Source organism: Actinokineospora sp. NPDC004072, from assembly GCF_053604195.1.
In genome coordinates this window covers 1-23979 of sequence record NZ_JBSGHB010000002.1, presented here as the reverse complement: position 1 = coordinate 23979, position 23979 = coordinate 1, and the positions used below count along the sequence as shown (strand labels likewise).

Here is a 23979-nt window from a genome sequence, read left to right as displayed (position 1 = left end):
GAGGGAACCGGCAGTCATCGCACGGCTACCGGAGGTAGACGCGCGCTACCCCCTGCAGCGCGCGGGATGGGAGCTACCCGCTTTGTCTCCACGACCCCACCGCGTCCGCGGGCGGGCATGGCTGGCCGCGGTCACCACCGCGCTCACCGCGTCCGCGCTGCTGACGACACCGGCGCTCGCCGCCCCGACCGACGACAAGATCGAGCCGCAGCTGCTGCAGGCGCTCGACGCCAAGGACAGCACGGACTTCTGGGTGCTCTTCGGCGAGCAGGCCGACCTGGCCCCCGCCAGCAAGATCACCGACTGGACCGCGCGCGGGCAGGCCGTGCTCGACGCCCTGCGCGGCACCGCCGACCGGAGCCAGGCGGCGGTGCGCGCCGACCTCGACGCAGGCAAGGTCGACTACGACTCCTACTTCATCGCCAACGCCCTGCACGTCAAGGGCGGCTCGCAGGCGCTGGCCGAGTCGCTGGCCAAGCGCACCGAGGTCAAGGAGATCCTGGCCCCGCGCACCTACAAGCTGCCGGAGCTGACCCCCGGCGAGGTGCAGGCGCGGGTCAACGCCGTGGAGTGGGGCGTGGCCGCGATCAACGCCGACGACGCCTGGGCCGACTTCGGCACCCGGGGCGAGGGCATCGTGGTCGCCAACATCGACTCCGGCGTGCAGTTCGACCACCCCGCCCTGGTCGGCAAGTACCGGGGCAACAACGGCGGGGACTTCGACCACCAGTACAACTGGTTCGACCCGAGCGGGGTCTGCCCGACCGACGCGCCGTGCGACAACAACGGCCACGGCACCCACACGATGGGCACGATGGTCGGCGGCGAGGGCGCCAACCAGATCGGCGTGGCGCCCGGGGCCCGGTGGATCGCGGCCAAGGGCTGCGAGTCCAGCGGCTGCTCGGAGTCGGCGCTGCTGGCCTCCGGCCAGTGGGTGCTGGCCCCGACCGACCTCGCGGGCCAGAACCCGCGGCCGGACCTGCGCCCGCACATCGTCAACAACTCGTGGGGCTCGTCCAACGGCGCGGCGATCGACCCGTGGTACAAGGCCACGGTGCAGGCGTGGCGGGCGGCGGGCATCTTCCCGTCGTTCTCCAACGGCAACTCCGGGCCGGGCTGCAACACCGCGGGCTCGCCGGGGGACAACCTGGAGTCCTACGCCTCCGGCGCGTTCGACATCGACGGCGACATCGCCTCCTTCTCCAGCCGGGGCCCCGGGGAGAACGGCGAGATCCGGCCGCACCTGGCCGCGCCCGGCGTGGACGTGCGCAGCTCGCTGCCGGACAACGACTACGGCACCGCGAGCGGCACCTCGATGGCCGCACCGCACACCTCGGCCACCGTCGCGCTGATGTGGTCGGCGGCCCCGACGCTGGTCGGCGACATCACCCGCACCGCCGAGCTGCTCGACGACACCGCCGTCGACGTCAACGACCTGACCTGCGGCGGCACCGCCGACGACAACAACGTCTTCGGCGAGGGCAAGCTCGACGCGCACGCCGCGGTCGACCGCTCCCCGCGGGGCCCGGTCGGCACGCTGACCGGCGCGGTGACCGACTCGGCCACCGGCGACCCGGTCGCGGGCGCGAGCGTCACCCTGACCGGCCCGAGCAACCGCACCCTGTCGACCGGCCCCGACGGCGCCTACACCTCGACGCTGCCGGTCGGCGACTACTCGGTCGCCGCGACCGCGTTCGGCTACGCGCAGGCCACCGGGACGGCCACGGTCACCGAGGCGCAGACGGTCACCGTCAACCTCGCGCTGGCCCCGGTCCCCCGCGCCGCCGTCTCCGGCGTGGTCCGCAGCGCTGGCGGCGCGGCCGTGGCGAACGCGACCGTGCAGATCCTGGGCACGCCGCTGGCCCCGGTGACCACCAACGCCGAGGGCGCGTACTCGATCGCGGGCGTCCCGCACGGCACCTACCAGGTCCGGGCCACCGCGGGCGGCTGCAACGACCCGCGGCAGGTGGAGCTGGTCGTGGACGGCGCCGAGGCGCTGGACTTCGAGCTGCCCGCGCGCGGGGACTCCTTCGGCCACCACTGCGTGCTGGCCCCGTCGTCCTACGTGGAGGGCGACACGCCGCTGGCGCTGACCGGCGACGACGCGGCGGCCAGCGTCGACCTGCCGTTCGACTTCTTCTACTACGGCAGCAACTACCGCCAGGCGCACGTGAGCAGCAACGGGCACGTGAACTTCCAGTCCCGCAGCACCGCCTACAGCAACGTCGCCATCCCGGCGTCGGGCGCGCCGAACGCGGCGATCTACCCGTTCTGGGACGACCTGCTCCTCGACGGCCAGAGCCAGGTGCTCACCAAGGCCGCTGGCACCGCGCCGAACCGCGCGTTCACCGTGGAATGGCGCAACGCCACGCTGTACCAGCAGACGACGACGCGGCTGGACATCTCGCTGACGCTGTCGGAGAACGGCGAGATCGCCATGAGCTACCGCAACCTCGACGCGGACAACCCGCGCGAGACCGGCAACTCGGCGACGGTCGGCATCGAGAACGCGACCGGCACGGTGGCGCTCCAGTACTCGCTCAACACGTCGTCGCTGTCCAACGACACCACGATCCGGTTCGTGCCGCCCGTGTCCGGCAAGGTCACCGGCGAGATCACCGACGCCAACGACCGCGGCGCGATCGCGGGCGCGACGGTCAAGGTGCTCAACGGGACGTCCACCGTGGCCACCACGACCACGGGCGAGGACGGCCGGTACGCGCTGCGCCTGCTGGCGGGCGACTACCGCATCGAGGTGTCGGCCCAGCACTACGTCGCCGCCGCGGAGACCGTGGCCGTCGACGGCGACGAGTCGGCCAACTTCGCCCTGCGCACCCCGGCCGCGCGGCTGACCGGCGGCCCGCTGACCTTCCTCGGCGAGGCGGGCCAGCTGCGCAGCGGCACCGTGTCCCTGGCCAGCACCAGCGACCTCACGCTGGACTACCGGCTGACCAGCGGCGCGTCCTGGCTGTGGGCGGTGCCGGGGGCGTCGGCGGTGAAGCCGGGGGCCACCCAGGCGATCACCGTGCGGGTGGACCCGGTCGGCCTGACCCCGGGCGTGCACGAGAGCGCCGTGACGCTGACGACCAACGCGGGCCGCACCCCGACGCTGACCATCCCGGTCAAGCTCGTGGTCCCGGCCTACCGCACGGGTCTGGACGTGGGCGGCGGCGGGCTGACCGACCGCAACGCCGACGTCTGGGTGGGCGACCAGGCGTGGACGCCCGGCGGCTTCGGCTACCTCAGCGCGGGCCCGGTGGTGCGCAGCACCAAGGCGATCGCGGGCACCGATGACGACGCGCTGTTCCAGACCCAGCGGGAGAGCGCGGGCGGCTACCGGTTCGACAACCTGCCCGCGGGCACCTACCAGGTCGAGCTGGGCTTCGCCGAGCTGCGGGCGGGCTTCGGCCCCGACCGCCGCGTGTTCGACGTGTCGGTCAACGGGACCAAGGTGCTGCCGCGCTACGACATCGCGGCCGGCGTCGGCACCCTGACCGCGGACACCCACGAGTTCTGGGTGACCGTGCCCGAGGGCGGATCGATCACCGTCGAGCTGGCCGCGCTGCGCGGCAAGTCCGTCCCGGTGATCAACACCCTGCGGGTGACCCACCGGCCGGACCGCGCCAGCTAGTCCCGGCTGCGGCCCCCGACCCCACCGGGTCGGGGGCCGCTCCGCGTCAGCCCGCCGCCCGCCACAGGCCGTCGATGCCCTCCAGGCCGGAGCGGGCGTCGATGTAGAGCAGGGCGTGCAGGACCATCGTCCACGGCGAGACGGCGGTGGCCACGACGATCGCCGCCAGCGCCTCGGCCAGCGCGGAGCCGTCGCTGATCGCGGCGAACACCGCCAGCGTCGGCGCGCGCAGCACGACCCCGACGACACCGGCGATCAGCGCCACCACGAACACCCGCCACCAGCCGCCCGTGCCCTCGTGCACCAGGGTCAGCGAGCGGCGCATCGCGGCCACCGGGTTCAGCCGCTCGACGACGGCGGCCGAGGGGGCGAGCATCAGCGCGACGCTGGTGTAGAGCACGGCCAGCAGCACCGGCAGGCTCAGCAGCATGCCCAGCGGGCCGAGCCGGGTGGCGAGCAGGCCGAGCGCGCCGAGCCCGCCGACGACCAGCCCGGTCAGCACGGTCACGCCGAGGAGGCCGGGCAGCGCGGGAGAGCCTGCGCGCAGGGCGCCTGCGGCGGTCGTGGTGTGGCCGAAGACCGCGCGCGGGACGACGGTGTTGACCACGGCGGCCAGCAGGATGCCGATCAGGCCGCCGGTGGCGACGCGGATCAGGTTCTCCGCCAGCGGGCCGGGGTCGGCCGCGGTCACCGCGACCCAGGCGGCGACCTCGGAGGCGACCGCGACGACCAGGCCGGCGCCGAGCAGTGCGCCGGGGTTGCGGCGCAGCGCGTCGACCGAGCCCCGCAGCAGGTCGGGGATGGTCAGCGGGCGCAGCGGGACGATGCCCAGGCGCACCTCGGTCATGGCTACAGGTGCCCGCCGACGAACTTCAGCGCCTCGGGCAGGACCTTCTTCCAGTACGCGGCGTCGTGCCCGCCCGCCGCCCAGTGGCCCTTGGCGCCGACCTGGCTGGCGAAGTCCTTGGCGGTCTGCAGGAACGCCTGGTCCTCGGTGCCGCACCAGACGCCGACGGCGACGTTGTTGAACTCCCGGGTGTGCCGCAGCGGCTCCTTGGCCTCCCACTGGGCGCGGTTCTCGTAGTCGTTGGTCTGCTGGGCGTAGGACCAGTCCTCGTACAGCGTCGGGCTGATCGCGGCGACGACCTCGATGCCGGTGCTCTTGCGCGCGTGGTTGAGCGCGCCCATCGCGCCCTCGCCGACGCCGACCGCGGCGAACGGGGTGGTGGCCAGGTCGTGGTAGCTCAGCCAGCCGGGCAGGTCCTCCTCCAGCATCCGCATGGGCTCGTCGTCCTTGTTGCCGACCCAGTTGCCGCCGTCGACCGCGGCGATCGCGAACGGCACGGTGTTGTAGCGCACCAGCTCGGTCAGCAGGTCGGGGACGCCGAGGTCGAGGAAGGAGCGGGCCCCGCCGACCTTGTCGTGCAGCGCGACGCAGACCGGGATCGGGCCGGGCGGGACGCCCTCGGGCCGGATCAGCACCAGGTCGACCTCGCGGTACCGGCCCGCGGCGAGCTTGCGGTCGGTGGTCACCGGCTGGGCCGTGGACGTCGGCGGCTTGGTCAGGGCCAGCTCGTTGCGCGGGTCGACGTCCGGGCCCTGGCTCTGGCACCCGCTGATCAGCCCCGCCCCCACCCCGAGCCCACCCAACAGGGCGGCCCGGCGCGACAGCCGGACGTTTCGCACAGTGTTCACTAGTTCTCCGCTCGTCACGGACGCCTCGGGCGATCTTATGGGGCCACGCCCCGAGGTGGACCAGTACCGCGGGCAAACCTCACTAATCGAGAGCGCTCCCGCGCGGGGCCGCCACACAGAACGCGCGTCCTTGCCCGAAGATCGAACAAATGCCTGCCGATGGCGCAAGGCGTTGGTTCATCCGACGTCATCGGCGGCAGATCTGGCGCCCTGCACCAGGAATGCCGATTGTGCCGGATGCAGGGCGGTTCCCCCGTCCGGCCCAGCGGCGATGGGTGCGGCGGCGAGCTGCCAGCCGCCGACGTCGTAGCTCGCGCTCGTGAGGGTGGGCGCCCATGTTGCCAAGTGGTCTAGTTGGGAGACCACCACGATGACCGCGGCATCACCCACCCCACCCTCGCTCCCCCTTGCCCAACCCACCAACCACTCCGCCCGTCCGACTGGCCACTCCGCCTGAACCGACCGCCACCCCATCCGACCTGATGACTCAGATGTTCCGACCATCTCGAATTTCGTTTCAGATGATCTGGCCACATCAACGCGCGGTTCAGATGTTCACATCATCTCGATTGCATCCTCAGATGATCTGATCATCTGAACGTACCGATCTGATGTTCGCGGGCTCCTGATTCCGTGCTGCCCGTCTTGTCTGGTCGGCAAGAAGGCGACTCGCCACAACAACGAAACCGCTCAGGACCGGGCCGACGCGACTCCATCGCCGCCGCGATTCGTTGCCAGCGGGTGGTCGCTGGCGGCTGGTCGCTGGCGGCTGGTCGGGGCCTGCTGCTCGGGCCTCCTGGTCGCTGGCGGCTGGTCGCCGGGCTGCTCGTCGGCGCCTGCTACCCGGAACCTGCTGGTCGGGGCCTGCTGGTCGCTGGCGGCTGGTCGCTGTTAGGTCGGCCGGTGGGCTCAGATGGTCAGATCATCTGGATGAGCGTTTCAGATGGTCTCGTCATCTGAAAGTGGGGACGAGATGGTCTGATCATCTGAAGGGGGCTCAGGGCTTCTTGGTGGTGCGCTTGGCGGTTGTGCGAGTTGAGCGCTTGGGCTGGGTGCGGGTGGGTTTGGTGGGGCGCTGGGGTGGGGTGGAGAGGTCGGACTCGGGAGTGTGGGTGGCGGATGTGAAGGTGGGCGCCGGCACCGCGGTGGAGGCTGGCGAGGGGTGGAGGCTTGGCTGGGCGAGGGTGTCTGTGGTGGGAGCGCCCGTGGGGGTGTGGGCGGTTGCTGCGCCGCGCGCGGTCCGGTCTGCTGCGCTGCGAGCGACCGAGTTCGCCGCACTGGACGCAGGCGAGTTCGCTGCACTGGAGGTAGGCGAGATTGTCATGCTGCGGGCGGGCGAGTTCGCCGCGCTGGAGGCGGGCGAGTTTGTCGCGCTGGGGGCGGGCAGGCTGGTCTCGCTGTAGGCGGTGGAACCCGCCGCGCTGGGCGCAGGCAGGTTTGGCGCGCTGGGGGCAGTTGCGGCGCTGGGGGTGTGCAGGTTTGCCGTGGTGCGGGAGGTGGATTTTGTGTAGGCGGTTGCGGTGGCGTAGGTGCGGCGCTTGGTGGAGGTGGTGACCGGATCGGGGATGTGCGGGGTCGCTGCGGGGTGGGGGGTAGCAACGGAGTGGGTGGTGGCTGAGTGGGTGGTGGCTGAGTCGGTTGTGGCGGCGTGTGCCGCGCTGCGCCTGGGAGCCGCGTCGAGGGGGGTGTGGGCGGTGGCTTCGGCTCGGCGTTCGGACCAGGTTTTGCGGGGTTCGTCGGTGGGGCGGCGCCAGGAGCGGGCCGTCCAGCGGGGGGTGGGGTCGTCGGGGGTGGGGCGGGGTTTGCCGGTGGGGCGGAGGGTGTCGCCGATGAGGAACAGGGTTGTGCGCCAGAGGTTGTGCTTCTTGACCTCGGCCACGAGGTCGCCGACGGTGGTGTGGACGGTGGTCTCGTCGGGCCTGCTGATCTTGTCGGCGACGATGGCTGGGGTGGTGTCGGCGACGCCTGCTGCGCGCAGGGCCTCGACCAGGTCGGCGGTGCGGGCGGCCGGGGCGCGGACGGCGAGGGTGCGGTCGGGGGCGGCCAAGGCGCGGAGTTCGGTGAAGTCCGTGTCGACCACCGTGATCGACAGCGAGTCGACCGCGCCTGCTTCGACCAGCGGCGTCCCCGCGGCCGCGGAGATCGGGGAGACGCCGGGGACGACCTCGACGTCCAAGCCCAGGCGGGTGCACAGGTCCAACTGCTCGCGCAGGCGCGGGGACAGGGCCGGGTCGCCGTTGACCACGCGGACCGCCGTGCCGCGCCTGCTGGCCAGCCTGCGGTAGTGCTCGGCGATCTCGTCCGGGCCGAGGCGGGCGCAATCGATCAACTCGGCGTCGGCGCGGGTGTGCTCGCGCAGCCAGAGCGGGTCGGTGGTGCCGGAGGCGTACAGCACGAGGTCCGCTTCGGCGATCCGCTTGGCCCCGCGCAGGGTCAGCAGGTCGACCGCGCCCGGTCCGGCTCCCACGAAACTCACCGTGCCACGCATGCACCGACCGTATCGTTCCGCACACGCGCGACCCGGACGCGGGTCCGGCGTCGCCGCGGTGCGACACTCGCGGACGTGAGCGACACGGTGTTCGACTGGCTCGACGCGCACGCCGACGACCGGCGCAAGGCCGGGCTGAGCAGGCAGCTGCGCCCGCGCACGCCCGACAGCGGCGTGCTCGACCTCGCGGGCAACGACTACCTGGGCCTGGCGCGCGACAAGCGGGTCACCGGCGCCGCCGCGGCGGCCGCGCTGCGCTGGGGCGCGGGGTCGACCGGCTCGCGGCTGGTCACCGGCAGCACCGAGCTGCACGCGGAGCTGGAGTACGAGCTGGCCCGCTTCTGCGGCACGCAGGCCGCGCTGGTGTTCTCCTCCGGGTTCGCCGCCAACCTGGGCGCGGTGACGGCGCTGTCCGGCCGCAACTGCGCGATCGTCACCGACTCGGCCATCCACGCCTCGCTGATCGACGGCTGCAGGCTCTCCCGCGCCGAGATCGCCGTCGTCGGGCACAAGGACCCCGCCGCGGCCGAGCGCGCGCTTGCCACCCGCCGCACCGAGCGCGCGGTCGTGGTCACCGACACCGTGTTCTCCGTCGACGGCGACCTCGCCCCGCTGCCCGAACTGGTCGCCGCCTGCCGCGCCCACAACGCCGCCCTGATCGCCGACGACGCCCACGGCCTCGGCGTCCTCGGCGACGGCGGCCGCGGCGCGGTGCACGCCGCCGGTCTCGCGGGAGCGCCCGACGTCGTCACCACGATCACGCTGTCCAAGTCCCTCGGCGCCCAGGGCGGCGCGGTGCTCGGCCCGCGCCGGGTGATCCGCCACCTGGTCGACAACGCCCGCAGCTTCATCTTCGACACCGGCCTGGCCCCCGCCAGCGCCGCGGCCGCCCTGGCCGCGCTGACCGTCCTCAAGGACGAGCCGGACCGCCCCACCCGCGTCCGGGCGGTCGCCACCGAGCTGGCCACCCGCCTGCGCGCCGCGGGCCTGCACGCCAGCGAGCCCGAAGCCGCCGTGGTCTCGGTGCGCGCGCCCTCCCCCGACGCCGCGGTGCAGTGGGCGGACGCCTGCCGCTCAGCGGGCGTCTGGGTCGGCTGCTTCCGGCCCCCGTCGGTCCCCGACCAGATCTCGCGCCTGCGCCTGACCGCCCGGGCCGACCTCACCGACGCCGACGTCGACCGCGCGGTCGACGTCATCACCGCGCACGCCCCTCGCTGACTAGCGGCGCATGGTGATGTGCGGGATGCCGTCCTCCAAATAGGACTCGCCTTCGGGGACGTAGCCGAAGCGGGCGTAGAGCGGTTGGGCTTGGACCTGGGAGTTGAGGACGCTCTCGCGGGAGCCGATGCGGTCCAGGGCCGCGGTCATCAGCTTGGCGGCGACGCCGGTGCCGCGGGCGGTTGCGGCGGTGCAGACCCGGCCCACGCGGACCACGTCGCCTTCATCGAGGAGGCGCAGGCAGCCGAGGACCTCGGCGCCGGGACGCCACCAGATGTGCGTCGTGGTGGCGAGGAGGTCGCGGCCGTCGAGCTCCGGGTAGGGGCACTCCTGCTCGACCACGAAGACGTCCACGCGGAGGCGGAGCAGGTCGTAGAGGTCGACGGCGGTCAGGGACGGGCCTGCGGCGGTGTGGAGCACGCCGCTGGTGTATCACGGCGCGGGGGTCGGGTCCTGGTCGGCCGGGGCGATGGCGGCGGCGATGTCGGCGGCGTAGGTGGAGACGCGGGTGTAGACGCCGGGGTAGCCCGCCTCGGCGCAGCCCTCGCCCCAGGAGGCGATGCCGACCAGGGTGTCCTCGACGATCAGCGGGCCGCCGGAGTCGCCCTGGCAGGTGTCGACGCCGCCCTCGGGAAGGCCCGCGCAGACCATCGAATCGGGGGCGAAGGCGGAGTAGGCGGCGGCGCAGTCGTCGTCGGCGTAGATCGGGACCTGGGCCTTGAGGAGGTACTGGGAGGACTCGCCGCCGGATGAGGTGCGGCCCCAGCCGAGGATCGTCGCCGTGCTGCCCGCGGCGTACAGGGCGGTCGAGTCGGCGCCCGCGAAGGGCAGCAGGCGGTAGGGCAGCGGCGCGGACAGGGTGAGGACGGCGACGTCGGCGCCCGCGGTGACGTCCTGGTAGTCCGGGTGCATCCACGCCTCGGCGACCGTGCGCACCTCGCCGCTGGTGGTGAGCTTGTCCTCCCGGCCGCCGACGACCTGGATGTCGGCGACGGCGAACGGCTCCAGGCAGTGCGCAGCCGTGACGACCTTGTCCGGCGCGACCAGCGTGCCGCCGCAGTACTGGTGGCCGGTCTGGTCGGCGAGGTAGACGACGTAGGGGTGCTCGGCGATGGGCGCCCGGCTCCCGCCGACGATGTCCTCGCGCGCGTCGGCGACGAACTGCGCGAACATCGCGGCGACGACGGCGAGCGCGGCGGCGACGCCGAGGATCCGGCGGCTCTTTCCGCCCATGGCTGCTCTCCTGTCGGGATCGACGACTTTGCGTGCCCTTCGGGACACGCTATGTCAACGCGCGTGCCCGTTGGTAGCGACGGCATGTCGCTCGAAAGGGTGGATCTTGCGGCATGCTGATCCCGTGCGCCCCCACCGCCTCGCCGCCGCCGCGCTCGTGCTGACCGCGCTGGCAGGCTGCACGACACCGGCTGAGCAGCGGGCAATGCGCTCCTCCGCGCCGGTCGCGTCGACCACCACGACGCGGACAACGACGTCGGTGACGACGACGACCACTACCGAGCAGCCGAAACCGTTGTGGGTGGTGGGCTCGCGGCCGCTGCCGCTGCGACCGGACGGGTTCGGCCAAGTCCTGCCCACGCCGCCGGTGCTGGCGAACCGTTCACTGCCGACGGTTGACGCCTTGCCGCCGCCGCGGGGATCGACGTATGCGTCGACGATCTCGGCTGTGCCTGCGGAGGTGCTGGAACGCAGCACGTGGCAGCCGGAATGCCCGGTGGCGGCGGCAGACCTGCGCTACCTGACGATGACGTTCTGGGGATTCGACGGACGCCACCACACCGGCGAGATGATCGTGCACGCGCGGGTGGCGAAGGGGGTGACGGACGTCTTCGCCCGCCTGCACGCCATCCGCTTCCCGATCGAGGAGATGCGGGTGACGGCGCGACCGGAACTGGACCTGCACCCCACCGGCGACGGCAACAACACGACGTCGTTCGTGTGCAGGCCCGCGGTGGGGTTGAAGACGTGGTCGGCGCATGCGTCGGGGTTGGCGATCGATGTGAATCCGTTCTGCAATCCGTATGTGCGGGGGGATTTGGTGCTGCCGGAGTTGGCGTCGTCCTACGTGGACCGGGGGTGGCGGCGGCCGGGGATGGTGTTCCGGGGGGATGAGGTGGTGCGGGCTTTCCGGGGGATCGGGTGGTCGTGGGGCGGGGACTGGACGAGCCCGGTGGACATCCAGCACTTCACGGCCACAGGCCGCTGAACGGCTGGCCGCTCCGGCGGCGAAGGCCGGTCGTTGGGTGGGCGGCGGGGCGGGGCTGGAGCCTTCGAAGCTCTTGTTAGAAGGTTCGAGTCCTGGCGGGGGTGCTGAGGCAGGGTGGGGTGGGCACTGGGCGGGCGGCGGGTTGGGACGGCGCAGGCGTGTGAGGGTGCCGGGCGCGTGCGGGACGGCAGGCGCAGTTTGGGAACGGCGCAGGCACGCGGGGCTGGTGGGGTCGTACTGGCGGTCGCGGGCTGGAGCCAGCGGAAGCGCTCGAGGATGGCGGGCGCGCCACGGGCGCGGGTTGGAGACGACGCAGGCGCGTGAGGACGGTGGGCGCGTGCAGCAGTCGCGAGCTGGGAGCGCGGGGGATGGCGGGGGCGTGCTGTGGGTGCGGATTGTGGGCGGCGCAGGCGCGTGCGGGTGCCGGGCGCGTGAAGGAGCCGGGTGCGTGCGGGTGCCGGGGGTGTACGGGACGGCAGGCGCAGGTTGGGACGGCGCAGGCGCGGGGGGTGGTGGGGGCCGCACTGCGGCCGCGGGCTGGAGATGGCGGAGGCTGGCGGGGGCGGCGGGGCGGTAGGGGCGTGCAGCGGTGGCGGGTTGGGAACGGCGGGACGCGCGGGGGATGGCAGGCGCGCGGTGGGCGTGAGTTGGAGACGGCGGAAACGCGCTAGGACGGTGGGCGCGGGCTGCGGTCGTGGGATGGAGATGGCGCAGGCGCGTGGGGGTGGTGGGGGCCTGCTGTGGGCGCGAGTTGGGGACGGGTAGGTGGGTGGGGATGGTCATTGGCTCGGGGCGGGGATGGTGGTGATTGGCTCGGGGCGGGGTGGAGGGGGCGGATACTTGGGTGCTGGTTGGTGATTGAGGAGGGACGTTCGTGGTCAAGTCGATTGCGTTGTTTGGGGCGGCTGCGGTGGCGGAGATTGGTGGGGCTTGGTTGGTGTGGCAGGGAGTTCGGGAGGGGCGGGGGTGGTTGTGGGTGTTGGGTGGGGTGCTGGCGCTGGGGGCTTACGGGTTTGCGGCGACGCTTCAGGACGAGGTGCACTTCGGGCGGGTGTTGGCGGCGTATGGGGGTGTGTTCGTGGCGGGGTCGTTGGCTTGGGGGATGGTGGTGGACGGGTTCCGGCCGGACTGGTGGGACATCGCGGGGGCCGTGGTGTGCTTGATCGGGGTTGGGTTGATCATGTACGCGCCTCGGGGGTGAGGGCTCGCCGCGGGGGTGGGGTACGTCGGGTGCCTCGGGTCGCGTCGTGGGGCGGTGCTTGGTGGGGGCTGACTGCCGGGAACGAGGCAGTCGGAGACCGTATCCGCCCAAGCCGCGGTGCGGGGCTGCCGCGGTGCGGGACTGCGGGACGGCGAGGCACCCGCACTGCGGGGGGCGCGGGGCAGCGGGCTACCGCACTGGTGCGACTGCGAAGCCGCCGGGGCGGCCGCACTGCGGGGCTGCGGGGCTGCGGGGCTGCGGGGCTGCGGGGCTGCGGGGCTGCGGGGCTGCGGGGCTGCGGGGCTGCGGGGCTGCGGGGCAAAGCTAGTCGTTGGGCTCTCGCCGTGGGTGGGGCATTCGTCAGGCGGTTAGGCGAGGGACGTAGTCGGGTGGTGGGGTGGGGTGGTTGGTGGGGTGGGGTGGTTGGTGGGGTGGGGCCGCCGGGCGCCGCGGGGGCGGCGCTGGCGGCGGGGTGGGTGGGTTAGTTGTCGTGGGGGGCGCGGGTGGTGGGGGTGAATTTGCTGAAGACCTTGCCTGCGGCGCCTGAGACTGCGGTGCCTACGTCGTTGAGGAGTTTGACCAAGGGGTCGGTGGAGGTGGACATGGTGTCCTTGTAGGACTTGGCTGCGGAGCGGAGGTCTTCGGTGAAGGTGGGGGTGGTGGTGTCGTCTTCGCGGCGTTGGTAGGTGCCGGTGAGGATTTCGCGGTAGTCCTCGCTGGCGGCCCAGCGCTGGAGTTGGGCGGCGCGGACCACGGCGAAGGGGTGGCCCGTCGTTTCGACGTTGCGGAGCTTGTGGATGCTGTCGCGGATGTCCTCGACGTTCTCGTACTCGCTCGCCTGCTGGAGGAAGGACGGGATGTCGATCTGGGTGAGGTCGGTGCCGCCCGCGAGGTAGACGTGGGTGCGCAGGGCGGCGGTCGGGTCCTGGCCGCAGAGCAGGCCCGCGCGGTCGCAGGTCAGCTCCGCCTTGCGGAACCACTCGCGCAGGGCGGCGATCACCGCGCGCAGGCCGAGGGCGCCCATCGGCACGAAGGCCATCGTCTGCTGCAGGCTCAGCAGGCGGATCAGCAGCGTGCGCAGGACCGCGTGGCCGGAGAGCACGTGGCCCATCTCGTGCCCCAGCACGAACCGCAGGCTCTCGGTGTCCATCGCCTCGACCAGGCCCGTGGTCAGCACGATGAACGGCTCGTCGATGCCCACCGTGAGCGCCTGGGCCCGGGGGTCGCGGGAGACGAACACGTTGGGCACGCGGTCGAGGTCGAGCGTCTCGGCGCACTCCAGGCGCAGCTGGTTGATCTTGGGGTACTGCTTGTCCCCCACCCGGATCGACGAGGCCAGCGCCATCAGCCGCTCGCCGCGCTCGGGGAACAGGCCCGCGACGCCGCGCAGCACGTCGCCGACCCCCGGCACGGCCCGCAGGGCGGCCATCGCCCCCCGGTCGGCCGGGTGCTCGTAGGCCCGGGGGCTGATCCGCGGGAAGCGGACCCTGGTGGAGCGCGACACCTCGTCGGCGCCCTGGTTGTCCTCGGTCATGGTGGTCCTCCTCGTCTGGCACCCACAGTAGGCGGATTCGCCGGACCGGGTGGCGAGTTGTCCACAACCCAGCCGGAGCGCCTGGACGCACCTAGATTCCAACCATGACCGACCCCGCCATGTCCGCGTTGCTGGCGTTCATCGGCGGCACGGTGCTGGCCGTGCTGCTGGTCGTGCCCTACATCGCCTGGAGCTACCGCAAACGCGGCGAGTTCGGGCTCGGCCACGCCGTCCTCGCCTTCGGCCTGCTCGTCTACGCGCTGGCCCTGTGGACCTACACGCTGCTGCCCGTCCCGGACACCACGCCGGAGTGGTGCGCCCGGAACGCGGTCCGGGTGGCGCAGCTGGACCCGCTGCGCTTCATCGCCGACTTCCGCGAGGAGCGCATCGGCAGCGGCATCAGCGCGACGCTGCGCAACCCCGCGCTCCAGCAGGTGGTGTTCAACGTGGCGCTGTTCGTGCCGCTGGGCATGTTCGGCAGGCACCTGTTCCACCGCAACCTGCTCACCGTCGTCATCATCGGCGCGCTGACCTCGCTGTTCATCGAGTTCACCCAGCTCACCGCCGTCTGGGGCCTGTTCGCCTGCCCGTACCGGCTGTTCGATGTGGACGATCTGATCGCCAACACCCTCGGCGCGGCGATCGGCTTCGCCCTGGCCCCGCTGCTGCGGCTGGTCCCCGGCCAGCGGGTGGACGCCGAGCCCGGGGAGCCGCGGCCGGTCACCGCGTGGCGGCGGCTGCTCGGCATGGCCGTCGACGTGGTGGCGGTGACGCTGCTCGGCGGCCTGCTGACGGTCGCGGTCAACGCGGTGTGGATCTACGGCCTCGACGCCACCCCGCCCGACCTGGGCTGGCTGCTCAGCTACGTGGTGCCGGTCGGCCTGCTGCTGCTGATCACCCCGCTGGCGGGCAACGGCGGCACCTTCGGCCAGCGGGTCGTGCTGCTCAACCCCGTCGGCCCGGACGGGCGCAAGCCCGCGGTGTGGCGGATGCTGGTCCGGTTCCTGGTCGGCTCCGGCGGCTACTTCATCCTCGAAGCCGTCGGCCTCGGCGCGGCCTCGATCATCCTGCTGCTGGTCAGCGCCATCGCGGTCTGGCCGACCCGCGGGCACCGCGGCCTCTCCGGCGCGGCCGCGGGCCTGCGGCTGGTCGACACGCGCGCCGGGGGCGCCGGGACTAGCCTGGTCGCCGAAGATCGCAAGCCCGTCCCGGAGGATTCCCCATGAGCCTCGACCGCCCGGTCGCGCCCGACCCGTACGAGCTGCTGCCGAAGGCAGGCGCCTTCACCGTGACCTCGACCGACGTCCGCGACGGCGAGCTGCTGGCGGCCAGGCACGTGCACCCCTCGGCAGGCGGGGAGAACGTGTCGCCGCAGCTGGCGTGGAGCGGCGCGCCGGAGGGCACGCGCAGCTTCGTGGTCACCTGCTTCGACCCGGACGCGCCGATCCCCGGCGGCTTCTGGCACTGGGTCGCGGTCAACCTGCCCGCCGACTGCACGGAGCTGCCCGCAGGCGCGGGCAAGGACGACGACTCCCTGCCCGGAGCCGCCTTCCACGTCCGCAACGACATGTCCTCCCGCGACTACGCGGGCGCCGCGCCGCCGCAGGGCGACCAGGACCACCGGTACTACTTCGTCGTGCACGCCGTGGACGTGGACAAGCTCGACGTGGACGAGAACGCCAGCGCCGCGGTCGTGAGCTTCAACCTGGCCTTCCACACGCTCGCGCGCGCGATCATCGCCCCGGTCTACCGGCACTGACCCTGGGGAATGCCGGGGCCGGGCGCCGGGGTTGGATGGGGATGTGCGCCACTTCGACCTGGTGATCGTCGGGACCGGCTCCGGCAACTCCCTCCTCGACCCCCGCTTCGCCGACTGGCGGGTCGCGCTCGTCGAGCGCGGCCGCTTCGGCGGCACCTGCCTGAACGCGGGCTGCATCCCCACCAAGATGTACGTCCACCCCGCCGACCTGGCCGCCTCCCCGGAGCACGCGGCCCGGCTCGGCGTCGACCTGACGCTGGACGGGGTGCGCTGGCCGGAGATCCGCGACCGCATCTTCGGCCGCATCGACCCGATCGCCGAGGGCGGCGAGCAGTACCGGCGCGAGCACCCGGACAACGCCAACGTCACCGTGTTCTCCGGGACCGCGCGGTTCACCGGCGAGCGCAGGCTCGCGGTCGGCGACGAGGAGTTCACCGCCGACCGGGTCGTGCTGGCCGCGGGCAGCAGGCCGATGGCGCCCGCGGTCCCCGGCCTGGCCGAGGTGCCCTTCCACACCAGCGACACGATCATGCGCCTGCCCGCCCCGCCGCGGCGGCTGGCGATCCTCGGCGGCGGGTTCATCGCCGCGGAGTTCGCGCACGTCTTCTCCGCCTTCGGGACGGAGGTGACCGTGGTCGTGCGCTCCGACGCGCTGCTGCGGCGCGAGGACCGCGACATCAGCATGCAGTTCACCAAGCTGGCGGCCCAGCGCTGGGACGTGCGGCTGGGCCGGGAGACCGAGCGCGTCGAGCGCCTCGGCGACGGCGTGCGCCTGCACCTGGACGACGGCTCGGCGGTGGACGCGGACGCGCTGCTGGTCGCCATCGGCCGCACGCCCAACACCGACCTGCTCAACACCACCGCGGGCGGGGTCGAGCTGAGCCCGTACGGCTACGTCATGGTCGACGCCCAGCAGCGCACGACCGCCGACGGCGTGTGGGCGCTGGGCGACATCTCCTCGCCCTGGCAGCTCAAGCACGTGGCCAACCACGAGGCGCGGGTGGTCCAGCACAACCTGCTGCACCCGGAGGACCCGATCGAGTCCGACCACCGGTTCGTGCCGCACGCGGTGTTCACCTCGCCGCAGATCGCCGCGGTGGGGCTGACCGAGCAGGAGGCGGTCGAGCGCGGGGTGCCGCACGTGACGGCGACGCAGGCGTACTCGGGCATCGCCTACGGGTGGGCGATGGAGGACACCACCGGCTTCGCCAAGCTCCTCGCCGACCCGGAGACCGGCCTGCTGCTGGGCGCGCACATCATCGGCCCGCAGGCCGCGACGGTCATCCAGCCGGTCATCCAGGCGATGAGCTTCGGCCTCGACGCCCGGCGGATGGCGCGCGGTCAGTACTGGATCCACCCGGCCATGCCCGAGGTCATCGAGAACGCGCTGCTGAGCCTGCCCCTGCCCTGAGCTGGATCTTTGCCCACTCCGTGCTTGCGCCGGGAGCGGGCATGGCACTCTGGACTCCCGCCACCCGGAAGTGGTTGCCGGGTGGCAAACGCATTGAGGGAAGGGATTGGTGTCGTGCCGCTGGCCACTACCCGCCGGACCGGCCTGGTCGACCAGGTGATCGAGCAGATGCGGTCGGCCATCGCGACCGCGGAGTGGAAGGTCGGCGAACGCATCCCGACCGAACCGGAACTGGTCAACGCCCTGGGCGTGGGCCGCAACACCGTCCGCGAGGCCGTCCGCGCCCTCGCCCACGCCGGGCTGCTGGAGGTCCGCCAGGGCGACGGGACGTTCGTCCGCGCCACCAGCGAGTTCTCCGGGGCGCTGCGCAGGCTCGTCGGGTCGGAGCTGCGCGAGGTGCTGCAGGTCCGCCGGATCCTGGAGGTCGAGGGCGCCCGCCTCGCCGCGGTGAACCGCACCGAGGACGAGCTGCGCGAGCTGACCGCCGTGCTCAGCGCGCGGGAGAAGTCGATGGAGGCGCAGGACTTCGCCGTGGGCATCGAAAAGGATGCCGAATTCCACGGCGCGGTGATGCGCTGCTCGCACAATACGCTGCTGACGGAGCTGTACCAGGGATTGACGGAGGTCGTGCGGGCTTCGGTGGCCACCACCGTGCGCGAAGCCCCGCACAAGGCGAATGTCGACCACCGGGGATTGCTCCAGGCCATCACCGACCGCGACCCGGACCGGGCCGCGAGCGAGGCGGGCGGCTTCCTGGACGAGCTGCTGGCCGAGCTGGACCGGGGCTGAGCCGCAGACCTCACGGCGCCCCCGGCGGCAGGACGGGCATGCCCGCGGGCGCACCCCCGCTGAGCAGGGCGCGGATGGCCGCCGTGTCCAGATGCTCGGCCACCAGGTCGGCGAGGAGGTCGACCTGGGCGGCGCGGGCCGCGGCGAAGGACACCGCGCCCGGGGTGAAGCGCCTGCCCGCCAACCGGGCTGCCCAGCGCAGGGCTTCCCGGCGCACGCCGTCGTTCTCCAGCAGCCCGTGCCAATGCGTGCCCAGAACCGAACCTGAAATAGCGCCCTCCGCCATTCCGTCCGCGGTGACCAGCGGGGTTTCGGAATTCCACCGGACGCGACCGTGGTGGATCTCGTACCCGGTCGCGGGGTGTCCGAAAGCGGTGCCGGATGGGCGGGACAACGTCTTCTCGGCGGCGAATTCCACCTCCACGTCCAGCAGCCCGAGCCCGGGCACCGCGCCCGCGTCGGACTCCACGGTGTCGACGATGAGCCTGCCGAGCATCTGGAAGCCGCCGCAGATCCCGATGACCGGCTTGCCCTGCGCGGCGTGGGCGGCGACGGCGTCGGCCAGCCCGCGGGAGCGCAGCCAGGCCAGGTCGGCCACGGTCGACTTCGAGCCCGGGACGACGACCAGATCGGCGTCGGCGACCCCCATCGGCGTGGTCACGAAGCGCACGGAGACGCCCGGTTCGCAGGCCAGCGCCTCGACGTCGGTGGCGTTGGAGATCCGCGGCAGCCGGATGACCGCCACCCGCAGCCAGTCCGGCCCGACCGGCTCGACCGGGCGCCCGACCACGCCGTCGGCGCGGTAGGACAGGGAGTCCTCGGCGTCGAGCCACAGCTCCTCGCGCCAGGGGAGCACGCCCAGCACGTCCCGGCCGGTCAGCGCGCGGAGCTGGCGCAGGCCCGGCGCCAGCAGCGCCGGGTCGCCGCGGAACTTGTTGATCACGAACCCGGCGACGAGCGCCTGGTCGGCGGCGTCGAGCAGGGCCAGCGTGCCGTACAGGTGGGCGAACACCCCGCCGCGGTCGATGTCGCCCACCACGACCACCGGCAGCCGCGCGGCCCTGGCCAGGCCCATGTTGGCGATGTCGGTCGCGCGCAGGTTGATCTCCGTCGGCGAGCCCGCCCCCTCGCACACCACCACGTCGTACTCCGCCCGCAGCGACTCCAGGGCGGCCAGCACGACCTCCATCAGCTCCGCCTTGCGGCCCCGGTACGACTGCGCCGAGACCGTCCCCACCGGCTTGCCCAGCACGACCACCTGCGACGAGCGGTCCGACCCCGGCTTGAGCAGCACCGGGTTGAACCGCACCGACGGCTCCACCCCGCACGCGAACGCCTGGAACGCCTGCGCCCGTCCGATCTCACCGCCGTCGAGCGTGACGAACGAGTTGTTCGACATGTTCTGCGCCTTGAAGGGCGCCACGCGCACCCCCGAACGGGCCAGCCAGCGGCACAGGCCCGCGACGAGCACGCTCTTGCCCGCGTCCGACGTCGTCCCCGCGACCAGCAGCGCCCCGGACATCCACCCCATCCTCTCCCCGGCTGTCGGCCGGGACTGCCATCATCGCCCCCATGCCCATCACCGCCGTCCTGGTGCACAGCCCGTTCCTCGGCCCGGCCAGCCTGCGCCCGCTGGCCGACGCGCTGGCCGCGCTCGGGCACCCGGCGGTGCTGCCCGACCTGCGGCCCAGCGTGGTCACCCCGCCGGTGCACCAGCGGCTCATCGGCGCCTTCGCCGACGTGATGTCCGACGCGCTGCCGCTGGGCCCGGTCGCCCTCGTCGGGCACAGCGGGGCCGGGCCGCTGCTGCCCGCATTCGCCGAGCAGATCGACGACGCTGGCGGGCAGGTCAGCGGCCTGGTCTACCTCGACGCCGGGCTGCCGACCCCCGGGCTGAGCTGGCGCGAGACCGTCCCGGCCGAGCTGTACGCGAAGTTCCGCGCGATCAGCCCGGACGGGCTGCTGCCGCGCTGGCCCGCCTGGTTCCCCGACTTCCCGGTCGACCCGGAGATCGCCGAGGAAGCCCCGGAGGTGCCGATCGCCTTCCTCAAGGAGCCGCGCCCCAGCGTCGACTGGGACGGCCCCTCCGGCTACGTGCGGGTCTCCCCCGCCTACGCCGACGACCTCGCCGACGCCCAGGCCCGCGGCTGGCCCACCCGCTCCCTCGACCTGGACCACCTCGCGCCCGCGACCCACCCGGGGCCGACCGCGGCCGCGGTCCTGGAGGTCCTGCTGGCTACGGCAGGGTGAGGATCTCCGCGCCGGACTCGGTCACCACGATCGTGTGCTCGAACTGGGCGGTCCAGCTCTTGTCCTTGGTGGTGACCGTCCAGTCGTCGGACCAGATGTCGTAGTCGATGCCGCCGAGGGTGATCATCGGCTCGATGGTGAAGGTCATGCCGACCTCCAGCTCGGTGGTGACGCTGGGCTCCTCGTAGTGCAGGATCACCAGGCCGCTGTGGAACGCCTCGCCGATGCCGTGGCCGGTGAAGTCGCGCACCACCCCGTAGCCGAAGCGCTTGGCGTAGCTCTCGATCACCCGCCCGATGACGTTGAGCGCCCGGCCCGGCCGGACGGCCTTGATCGCGCGCATCGTCACCTCGTGCGTGCGCTCGACCAGCAGCCGGGCCTCCTCGCTCACCTCGCCCGCGAAGAAGGTGGCGTTCGTGTCGCCGTGCACGCCGCCGATGAACGCGGTGACGTCGATGTTGACGATGTCGCCGTCCTCGATCACCGTCGAGTCCGGGATGCCGTGGCAGATCACCTCGTTGAGCGACACGCAGCACGACTTCGGGAACCGGCGGTAGCCCAGCGTCGAGGGGTAGGCGCCGTGGTCGATGAGGAACTCGTGCACCACCGCGTCGATGTCGTCGGTGGTCGCGCCCGGTTTGACGGCCTCGCCGCCCACGGCCAGCGCCTGCGCGGCGAGCCGGCCTGCGACCCGCATCGCCTCGATGGTCTCCGGCGTCTGCACGTAGGAGCCGGTGTAGCGCTTGGGCGCGGGCTTGTCCACGTACTCCGGCCGCGGGATCGCGGGGGGCACGGGGCGGCGCGGCGACTGCACGCCGGGGGTCAACGGGGCACGAACGGACATGCCCACCACCTTAATCAGCCCAGGCCATCCAGGAATCGCCCACTGGCAGCGACCGCGGGACCGGAGGTCCCCGCATCGGTGACCAGGACCGCGAACGCCACGTCGCCCTGGTAGCCCACGAACCACCCGTGCGAGCGAGTCCCGTCGCCGAATTGGGCGGTTCCGGTCTTGCCGTGCGTGTTCGGGAACCGGTTGAGCGCGGTCGCCGTGCCGCCGGTCACCACTTCGCGCATCATCTGCCGAATCGGGCCCAGCACCGCGGCGGGCACCGGTTCGGGGGTCATGTTCGCCTGGGTGGTGGTCCCGTCCATCAGCGTCGGCGGGGTCAGCCGACCGGACACGACGCTGGCGGTGACCACGGCCATGCCGAACGGGCTGGCGACGACCTTGCCCTGGCCGAAGCCGTCCTCGGCGCGCTCGACCACGTCGTCGGCGGGCGGGACCGAGCCGGTGATGGTGGTGATGCCCGGCACGACGAAGTCCACGCCCAGGCCCAGCCGGGCGGCCATGTCGGTCAGCGTCGACGGCTGCATCTTCACCGCGAGGTCGGCGAAGGTGGTGTTGCAGGAGAACGCGAACGCCGAGCGCAGCGGCACCGTGCCCTTGTCGAACCGGTCGCTGTTGGGCACGACCCGGCCGTTGATGGTGGTGGTCGGGGGGCAGGGCAGCGGGGTCTCCGCGGTGGCCATGCCGGAGTCGAGCGCCGCCGCCGCGGTCACGATCTTGAACGTCGAGCCCGGCGGGTAGCGGCCCATCAGCGCCATCGGGCCCTGCTTGTCGGCCGCCGGGTTCTGCGCGACCGCCAGGACCTGGCCGGTGGAGGGCTGGATGGCCACCAGCATGGCGGGCTTCTGCTCGGCGGCCAGCGCCCGCTCGGCGGCGCGCTGCAGCTTCACGCTGAGCACGGTGCGCACGGCGTCGGCGGGCTTGGCCTCCTCGACGTGCAGCTCGGTCACCTCGGCGCCGTTGGTGTCCACGGTGTGCACGCGCCATCCCGACTTGCCCTCGACGACCTGCTCCACCTGCGCGCGGATGGCGGGCACCAGGGCGGGCGCGAAGGACTTGTCCGGGGCCAGCAGCCGGGTGGTGCTGGTGAACCGCACGCCCGGCAGGTCGTAGATCGCCGAGCGCACCTTCTGGTAGTCGGTCTCGCGCAGGACGACGACGGTGTAGGTGGCGGCCTCGGCGGCGCCGTCGAGGATCGACTGCTTGGTGATGGCCCGGTCGATGCCCGACAGCGCGCGGGCCAGGCTCGCGGCCACCGCGTCCGGGTTGTCGGCCTTGGCCTTCTCGAACAGCACCGAGATCACCCGGACCGGGGACAGCAGGGCCGTCCCGTCCCGGTCGAGCACCGGGGCCAGCGGCGACTCCAGGGTCTCCACGGCCAGCGACTGGCCGGTGGACAGCTTCGGGTGCAGCACGCTGGGCGCCCAGTGCACCTTCCAGGCGTCGTCGCCGCGGCGCAGCTCGAAGCCGGAGTCGTAGGTCCAGTTGCGGCCCTTGCCCAGGTCCCAGGTGATGGTGAAGCGCGCGTCGCCCACGTCGCCGTCGCCGCGCTCGGCCACCTCCACCACCGAGGCGCGCACCGCCTCGGGCTTGAGCCGGTCGCGGGCCTGGTCCAGCAGCGCCTTGGCCGACTCGGGCGAGTCGGTGTGCGACGCGGCGGTCGTGCTGTCCCCGCCCGCGATCGCGGCCAGGAACTGCGCGGCGACCTCGCGCGGCCCGGAGTCCCCGCCGAAGAGCGTGCACGCGGTCAGCGGCAGGACGGCGACCAGGGCGGCGGCCAACGCGGCCGGACGGCGGAGTGAGCGCACGTCCCGCAGTATGCCCGACCCTAGAACAGCACGGTCGCGTACTGCCCGACCTGCACGAACCCGATCCGGTCGTACACCGCCCGGGCCGGGGCGTTGTAGGAGTTGACGTACAGGCTCGCCGTGCGGCCGAGGCCCTCGACCAGCCTGCGGACCACCGCGGCGGTGCCGGTCGCGCCGTAGCCGCGGCCGCGCTTGTCCGGGTGCACCCACACGCCCTGGATCTGGCCGACCGCGCGCGACATCGACCCGATCTCGGCCTTGTAGACGACCTCGCCGTTCTCGAAGCGGGCGAACGCCCGGCCGGTGGCGATCAGCTCGGCCACCCGGGCCCGGTAGCCCGCGCCGCCGTCGCCGACGCGCGGGTCGACCCCGACCTCCTCGATGAACATGGCCACCGCGGCGGGCAGGTACCGGTCCAGCTCGTCGGGGCGCACCTGGCGCACCTTGCTGTCCGGTTTGACCCGGGTGGGGCCGTTCATGGCCAGCAGCGGCTGGTCCTCGCGCACGTCGCGGGCCGGCCCCCACTCCGGAGCCAGCTCCTCCCACATGCCCATGACCTGCTCGGCAGGCCCGACCAGCGACGAGCACAGCCTGCGCCTGCGGATGGCCCGCTCGGCGAAGGCGCGCACGGCCGATGGCCGCCCGGCCAGCGGCACCAGGTTGGGCCCGGCGAAGCACAGCGAGTCCAGCTTGCTGCCCGCGCGGATGCCGCACCCCCACAGCTCCCCGCCGAGCCGCCACGGATCAACCCCCGCCGCCTCCACCCGGGAGGCGACCATGCAGGACGCGATCTGATCGGCGGCCAGCACGGCCCTGACCGCCTGATTGTCCCGCTCGTCGAGCAGTCGAGCTCCCGCGAGGCGCAACATTCTTCAAGCGTGCCAGATTCACCCGGTTCGCGGGGAATGGCAATCGGGGAGAATCGATCAGGACACGGATACGGTAGGGGCCTCGCCCGGCTCCATCGTCTCGGCTAGCCGCATGGCCTCCTCGATCAGGGTCTCCACGATCTGGTGCTCGGGGACGGTTTTGATGACCTGGCCCTTGACGAAGATCTGGCCTTTGCCGTTGCCGGAGGCGACGCCGAGGTCGGCTTCGCGGGCTTCGCCGGGTCCGTTGACCAC

20 protein-coding genes are annotated in these 23979 nt (G+C 72.8%); 9 read left to right on the top strand and 11 right to left on the bottom strand.

Annotated elements, in window-relative coordinates:
- Positions 1-82: 82 nt before the first annotated feature.
- On the top strand, positions 83-3631 hold the full coding sequence (locus tag ACWEPX_RS02410; RefSeq protein WP_451895286.1) for a carboxypeptidase regulatory-like domain-containing protein: 3549 nt from the start codon (positions 83-85) through the stop codon (positions 3629-3631).
- A gap of 46 nt (positions 3632-3677) precedes the next feature.
- Here ACWEPX_RS02410 and ACWEPX_RS02405 read toward each other — a convergent pair whose 3' ends face one another.
- The 3 genes from ACWEPX_RS02405 to ACWEPX_RS02395 all read right to left on the bottom strand — a co-directional run bounded on the left by ACWEPX_RS02405 (position 3678) and on the right by ACWEPX_RS02395 (position 7793).
- A complete protein-coding gene (locus tag ACWEPX_RS02405) occupies positions 3678-4478 on the bottom strand; it encodes a hypothetical protein (RefSeq protein ID WP_451895285.1) in 801 nt (266 codons plus the stop codon).
- Between the two features lie 2 nt (positions 4479-4480).
- A complete protein-coding gene (locus ACWEPX_RS02400) occupies positions 4481-5326 on the bottom strand; it encodes an alpha/beta hydrolase (RefSeq protein ID WP_451895284.1) in 846 nt (281 codons plus the stop codon).
- A gap of 997 nt (positions 5327-6323) precedes the next feature.
- Entirely contained in the window at positions 6324-7793 is a 1470-nt protein-coding gene (locus tag ACWEPX_RS02395) for an SAM-dependent methyltransferase (RefSeq protein ID WP_451895283.1), read from the bottom strand.
- A 96-nt stretch (positions 7794-7889) separates the two neighbouring features.
- Between ACWEPX_RS02395 and ACWEPX_RS02390 the strand changes: the two genes are divergently transcribed.
- Complete coding sequence (locus tag ACWEPX_RS02390) at positions 7890-9032, top strand: 8-amino-7-oxononanoate synthase (protein WP_451895282.1); 1143 nt, start codon at positions 7890-7892, stop codon at positions 9030-9032.
- Here ACWEPX_RS02390 and ACWEPX_RS02385 read toward each other — a convergent pair whose 3' ends face one another.
- Both ACWEPX_RS02385 and ACWEPX_RS02380 read right to left on the bottom strand, forming a co-directional pair.
- A complete protein-coding gene (locus ACWEPX_RS02385; protein WP_451895281.1) occupies positions 9033-9452 on the bottom strand; it encodes a GNAT family N-acetyltransferase in 420 nt (139 codons plus the stop codon). It abuts the gene before it with no gap.
- A gap of 12 nt (positions 9453-9464) precedes the next feature.
- Positions 9465-10265 carry a S1 family peptidase gene (locus ACWEPX_RS02380; protein ID WP_451895280.1) on the bottom strand — a complete coding sequence of 267 codons (801 nt, stop codon included), beginning with the start codon at positions 10263-10265 and terminating at the stop codon, positions 9465-9467.
- Positions 10266-10422: 157 nt separating this feature from the next.
- Between ACWEPX_RS02380 and ACWEPX_RS02375 the strand changes: the two genes are divergently transcribed.
- Together ACWEPX_RS02375 and ACWEPX_RS02370 are read left to right on the top strand one after the other, a co-directional pair.
- Entirely contained in the window at positions 10423-11253 is an 831-nt protein-coding gene (locus tag ACWEPX_RS02375) for a M15 family metallopeptidase (RefSeq protein ID WP_451895279.1), read from the top strand.
- 874 nt (positions 11254-12127) lie between these two features.
- Entirely contained in the window at positions 12128-12454 is a 327-nt protein-coding gene (locus tag ACWEPX_RS02370; protein WP_451895278.1) for a YnfA family protein, read from the top strand.
- Positions 12455-12935: 481 nt separating this feature from the next.
- Here the strand turns inward: ACWEPX_RS02370 and ACWEPX_RS02365 are convergent, their stop codons facing one another.
- The gene (locus ACWEPX_RS02365) at positions 12936-13988 is read right to left on the bottom strand and encodes a M48 family metallopeptidase (protein ID WP_451895277.1); all 1053 of its coding nucleotides are present in this window, start codon (positions 13986-13988) and stop codon (positions 12936-12938) included.
- A 104-nt stretch (positions 13989-14092) separates the two neighbouring features.
- Here ACWEPX_RS02365 and ACWEPX_RS02360 point away from each other — a divergent pair, with 104 nt between their 5' ends.
- The 4 genes from ACWEPX_RS02360 to ACWEPX_RS02345 all read left to right on the top strand — a co-directional run bounded on the left by ACWEPX_RS02360 (position 14093) and on the right by ACWEPX_RS02345 (position 17947).
- Positions 14093-15214 (top strand): VanZ family protein, encoded by a 1122-nt coding sequence (locus ACWEPX_RS02360; protein WP_451895276.1) that lies wholly within the window; start codon positions 14093-14095, stop codon positions 15212-15214.
- A complete protein-coding gene (locus ACWEPX_RS02355; protein WP_451895275.1) occupies positions 15211-15747 on the top strand; it encodes a YbhB/YbcL family Raf kinase inhibitor-like protein in 537 nt (178 codons plus the stop codon). The genes ACWEPX_RS02360 and ACWEPX_RS02355 overlap by 4 nt, the downstream gene beginning before the upstream one ends.
- Positions 15748-15790: 43 nt before the next feature.
- Positions 15791-17158 carry a mycothione reductase gene (locus ACWEPX_RS02350; protein ID WP_451895274.1) on the top strand — a complete coding sequence of 456 codons (1368 nt, stop codon included), beginning with the start codon at positions 15791-15793 and terminating at the stop codon, positions 17156-17158.
- A gap of 114 nt (positions 17159-17272) precedes the next feature.
- Positions 17273-17947: a FadR/GntR family transcriptional regulator gene (locus tag ACWEPX_RS02345; protein WP_451895273.1), complete on the top strand. Its 675-nt coding sequence runs from the start codon at positions 17273-17275 to the stop codon at positions 17945-17947.
- A gap of 10 nt (positions 17948-17957) precedes the next feature.
- Here ACWEPX_RS02345 and ACWEPX_RS02340 read toward each other — a convergent pair whose 3' ends face one another.
- Positions 17958-19469, bottom strand: coding sequence for a cobyric acid synthase (locus tag ACWEPX_RS02340; RefSeq protein WP_451895272.1), 1512 nt, complete (start codon positions 19467-19469; stop codon positions 17958-17960).
- A gap of 50 nt (positions 19470-19519) precedes the next feature.
- Between ACWEPX_RS02340 and ACWEPX_RS02335 the strand changes: the two genes are divergently transcribed.
- Positions 19520-20197, top strand: a complete 678-nt coding sequence (locus ACWEPX_RS02335; RefSeq protein ID WP_451895271.1) for an alpha/beta fold hydrolase — start codon at positions 19520-19522, stop codon at positions 20195-20197.
- On the opposite strand, the gene map is transcribed toward ACWEPX_RS02335, so the two are convergent.
- The 4 genes from map to ACWEPX_RS02315 form a co-directional block, all read right to left on the bottom strand.
- A complete protein-coding gene (map, locus tag ACWEPX_RS02330) occupies positions 20184-21041 on the bottom strand; it encodes a type I methionyl aminopeptidase (RefSeq protein WP_451895270.1) in 858 nt (285 codons plus the stop codon). The two genes, ACWEPX_RS02335 and map, sit on opposite strands and share 14 nt — an antisense overlap.
- 14 nt (positions 21042-21055) lie before the next feature.
- Positions 21056-22855 (bottom strand): penicillin-binding transpeptidase domain-containing protein, encoded by a 1800-nt coding sequence (locus ACWEPX_RS02325; RefSeq protein ID WP_451895269.1) that lies wholly within the window; start codon positions 22853-22855, stop codon positions 21056-21058.
- Positions 22856-22875: 20 nt separating this feature from the next.
- A complete protein-coding gene (locus ACWEPX_RS02320) occupies positions 22876-23724 on the bottom strand; it encodes a GNAT family N-acetyltransferase (RefSeq protein WP_451895268.1) in 849 nt (282 codons plus the stop codon).
- Between the two features lie 57 nt (positions 23725-23781).
- Positions 23782-23979: flavodoxin-dependent (E)-4-hydroxy-3-methylbut-2-enyl-diphosphate synthase (locus ACWEPX_RS02315; protein WP_451895267.1), on the bottom strand; the 198-nt coding region annotated here is incomplete at its 5' end.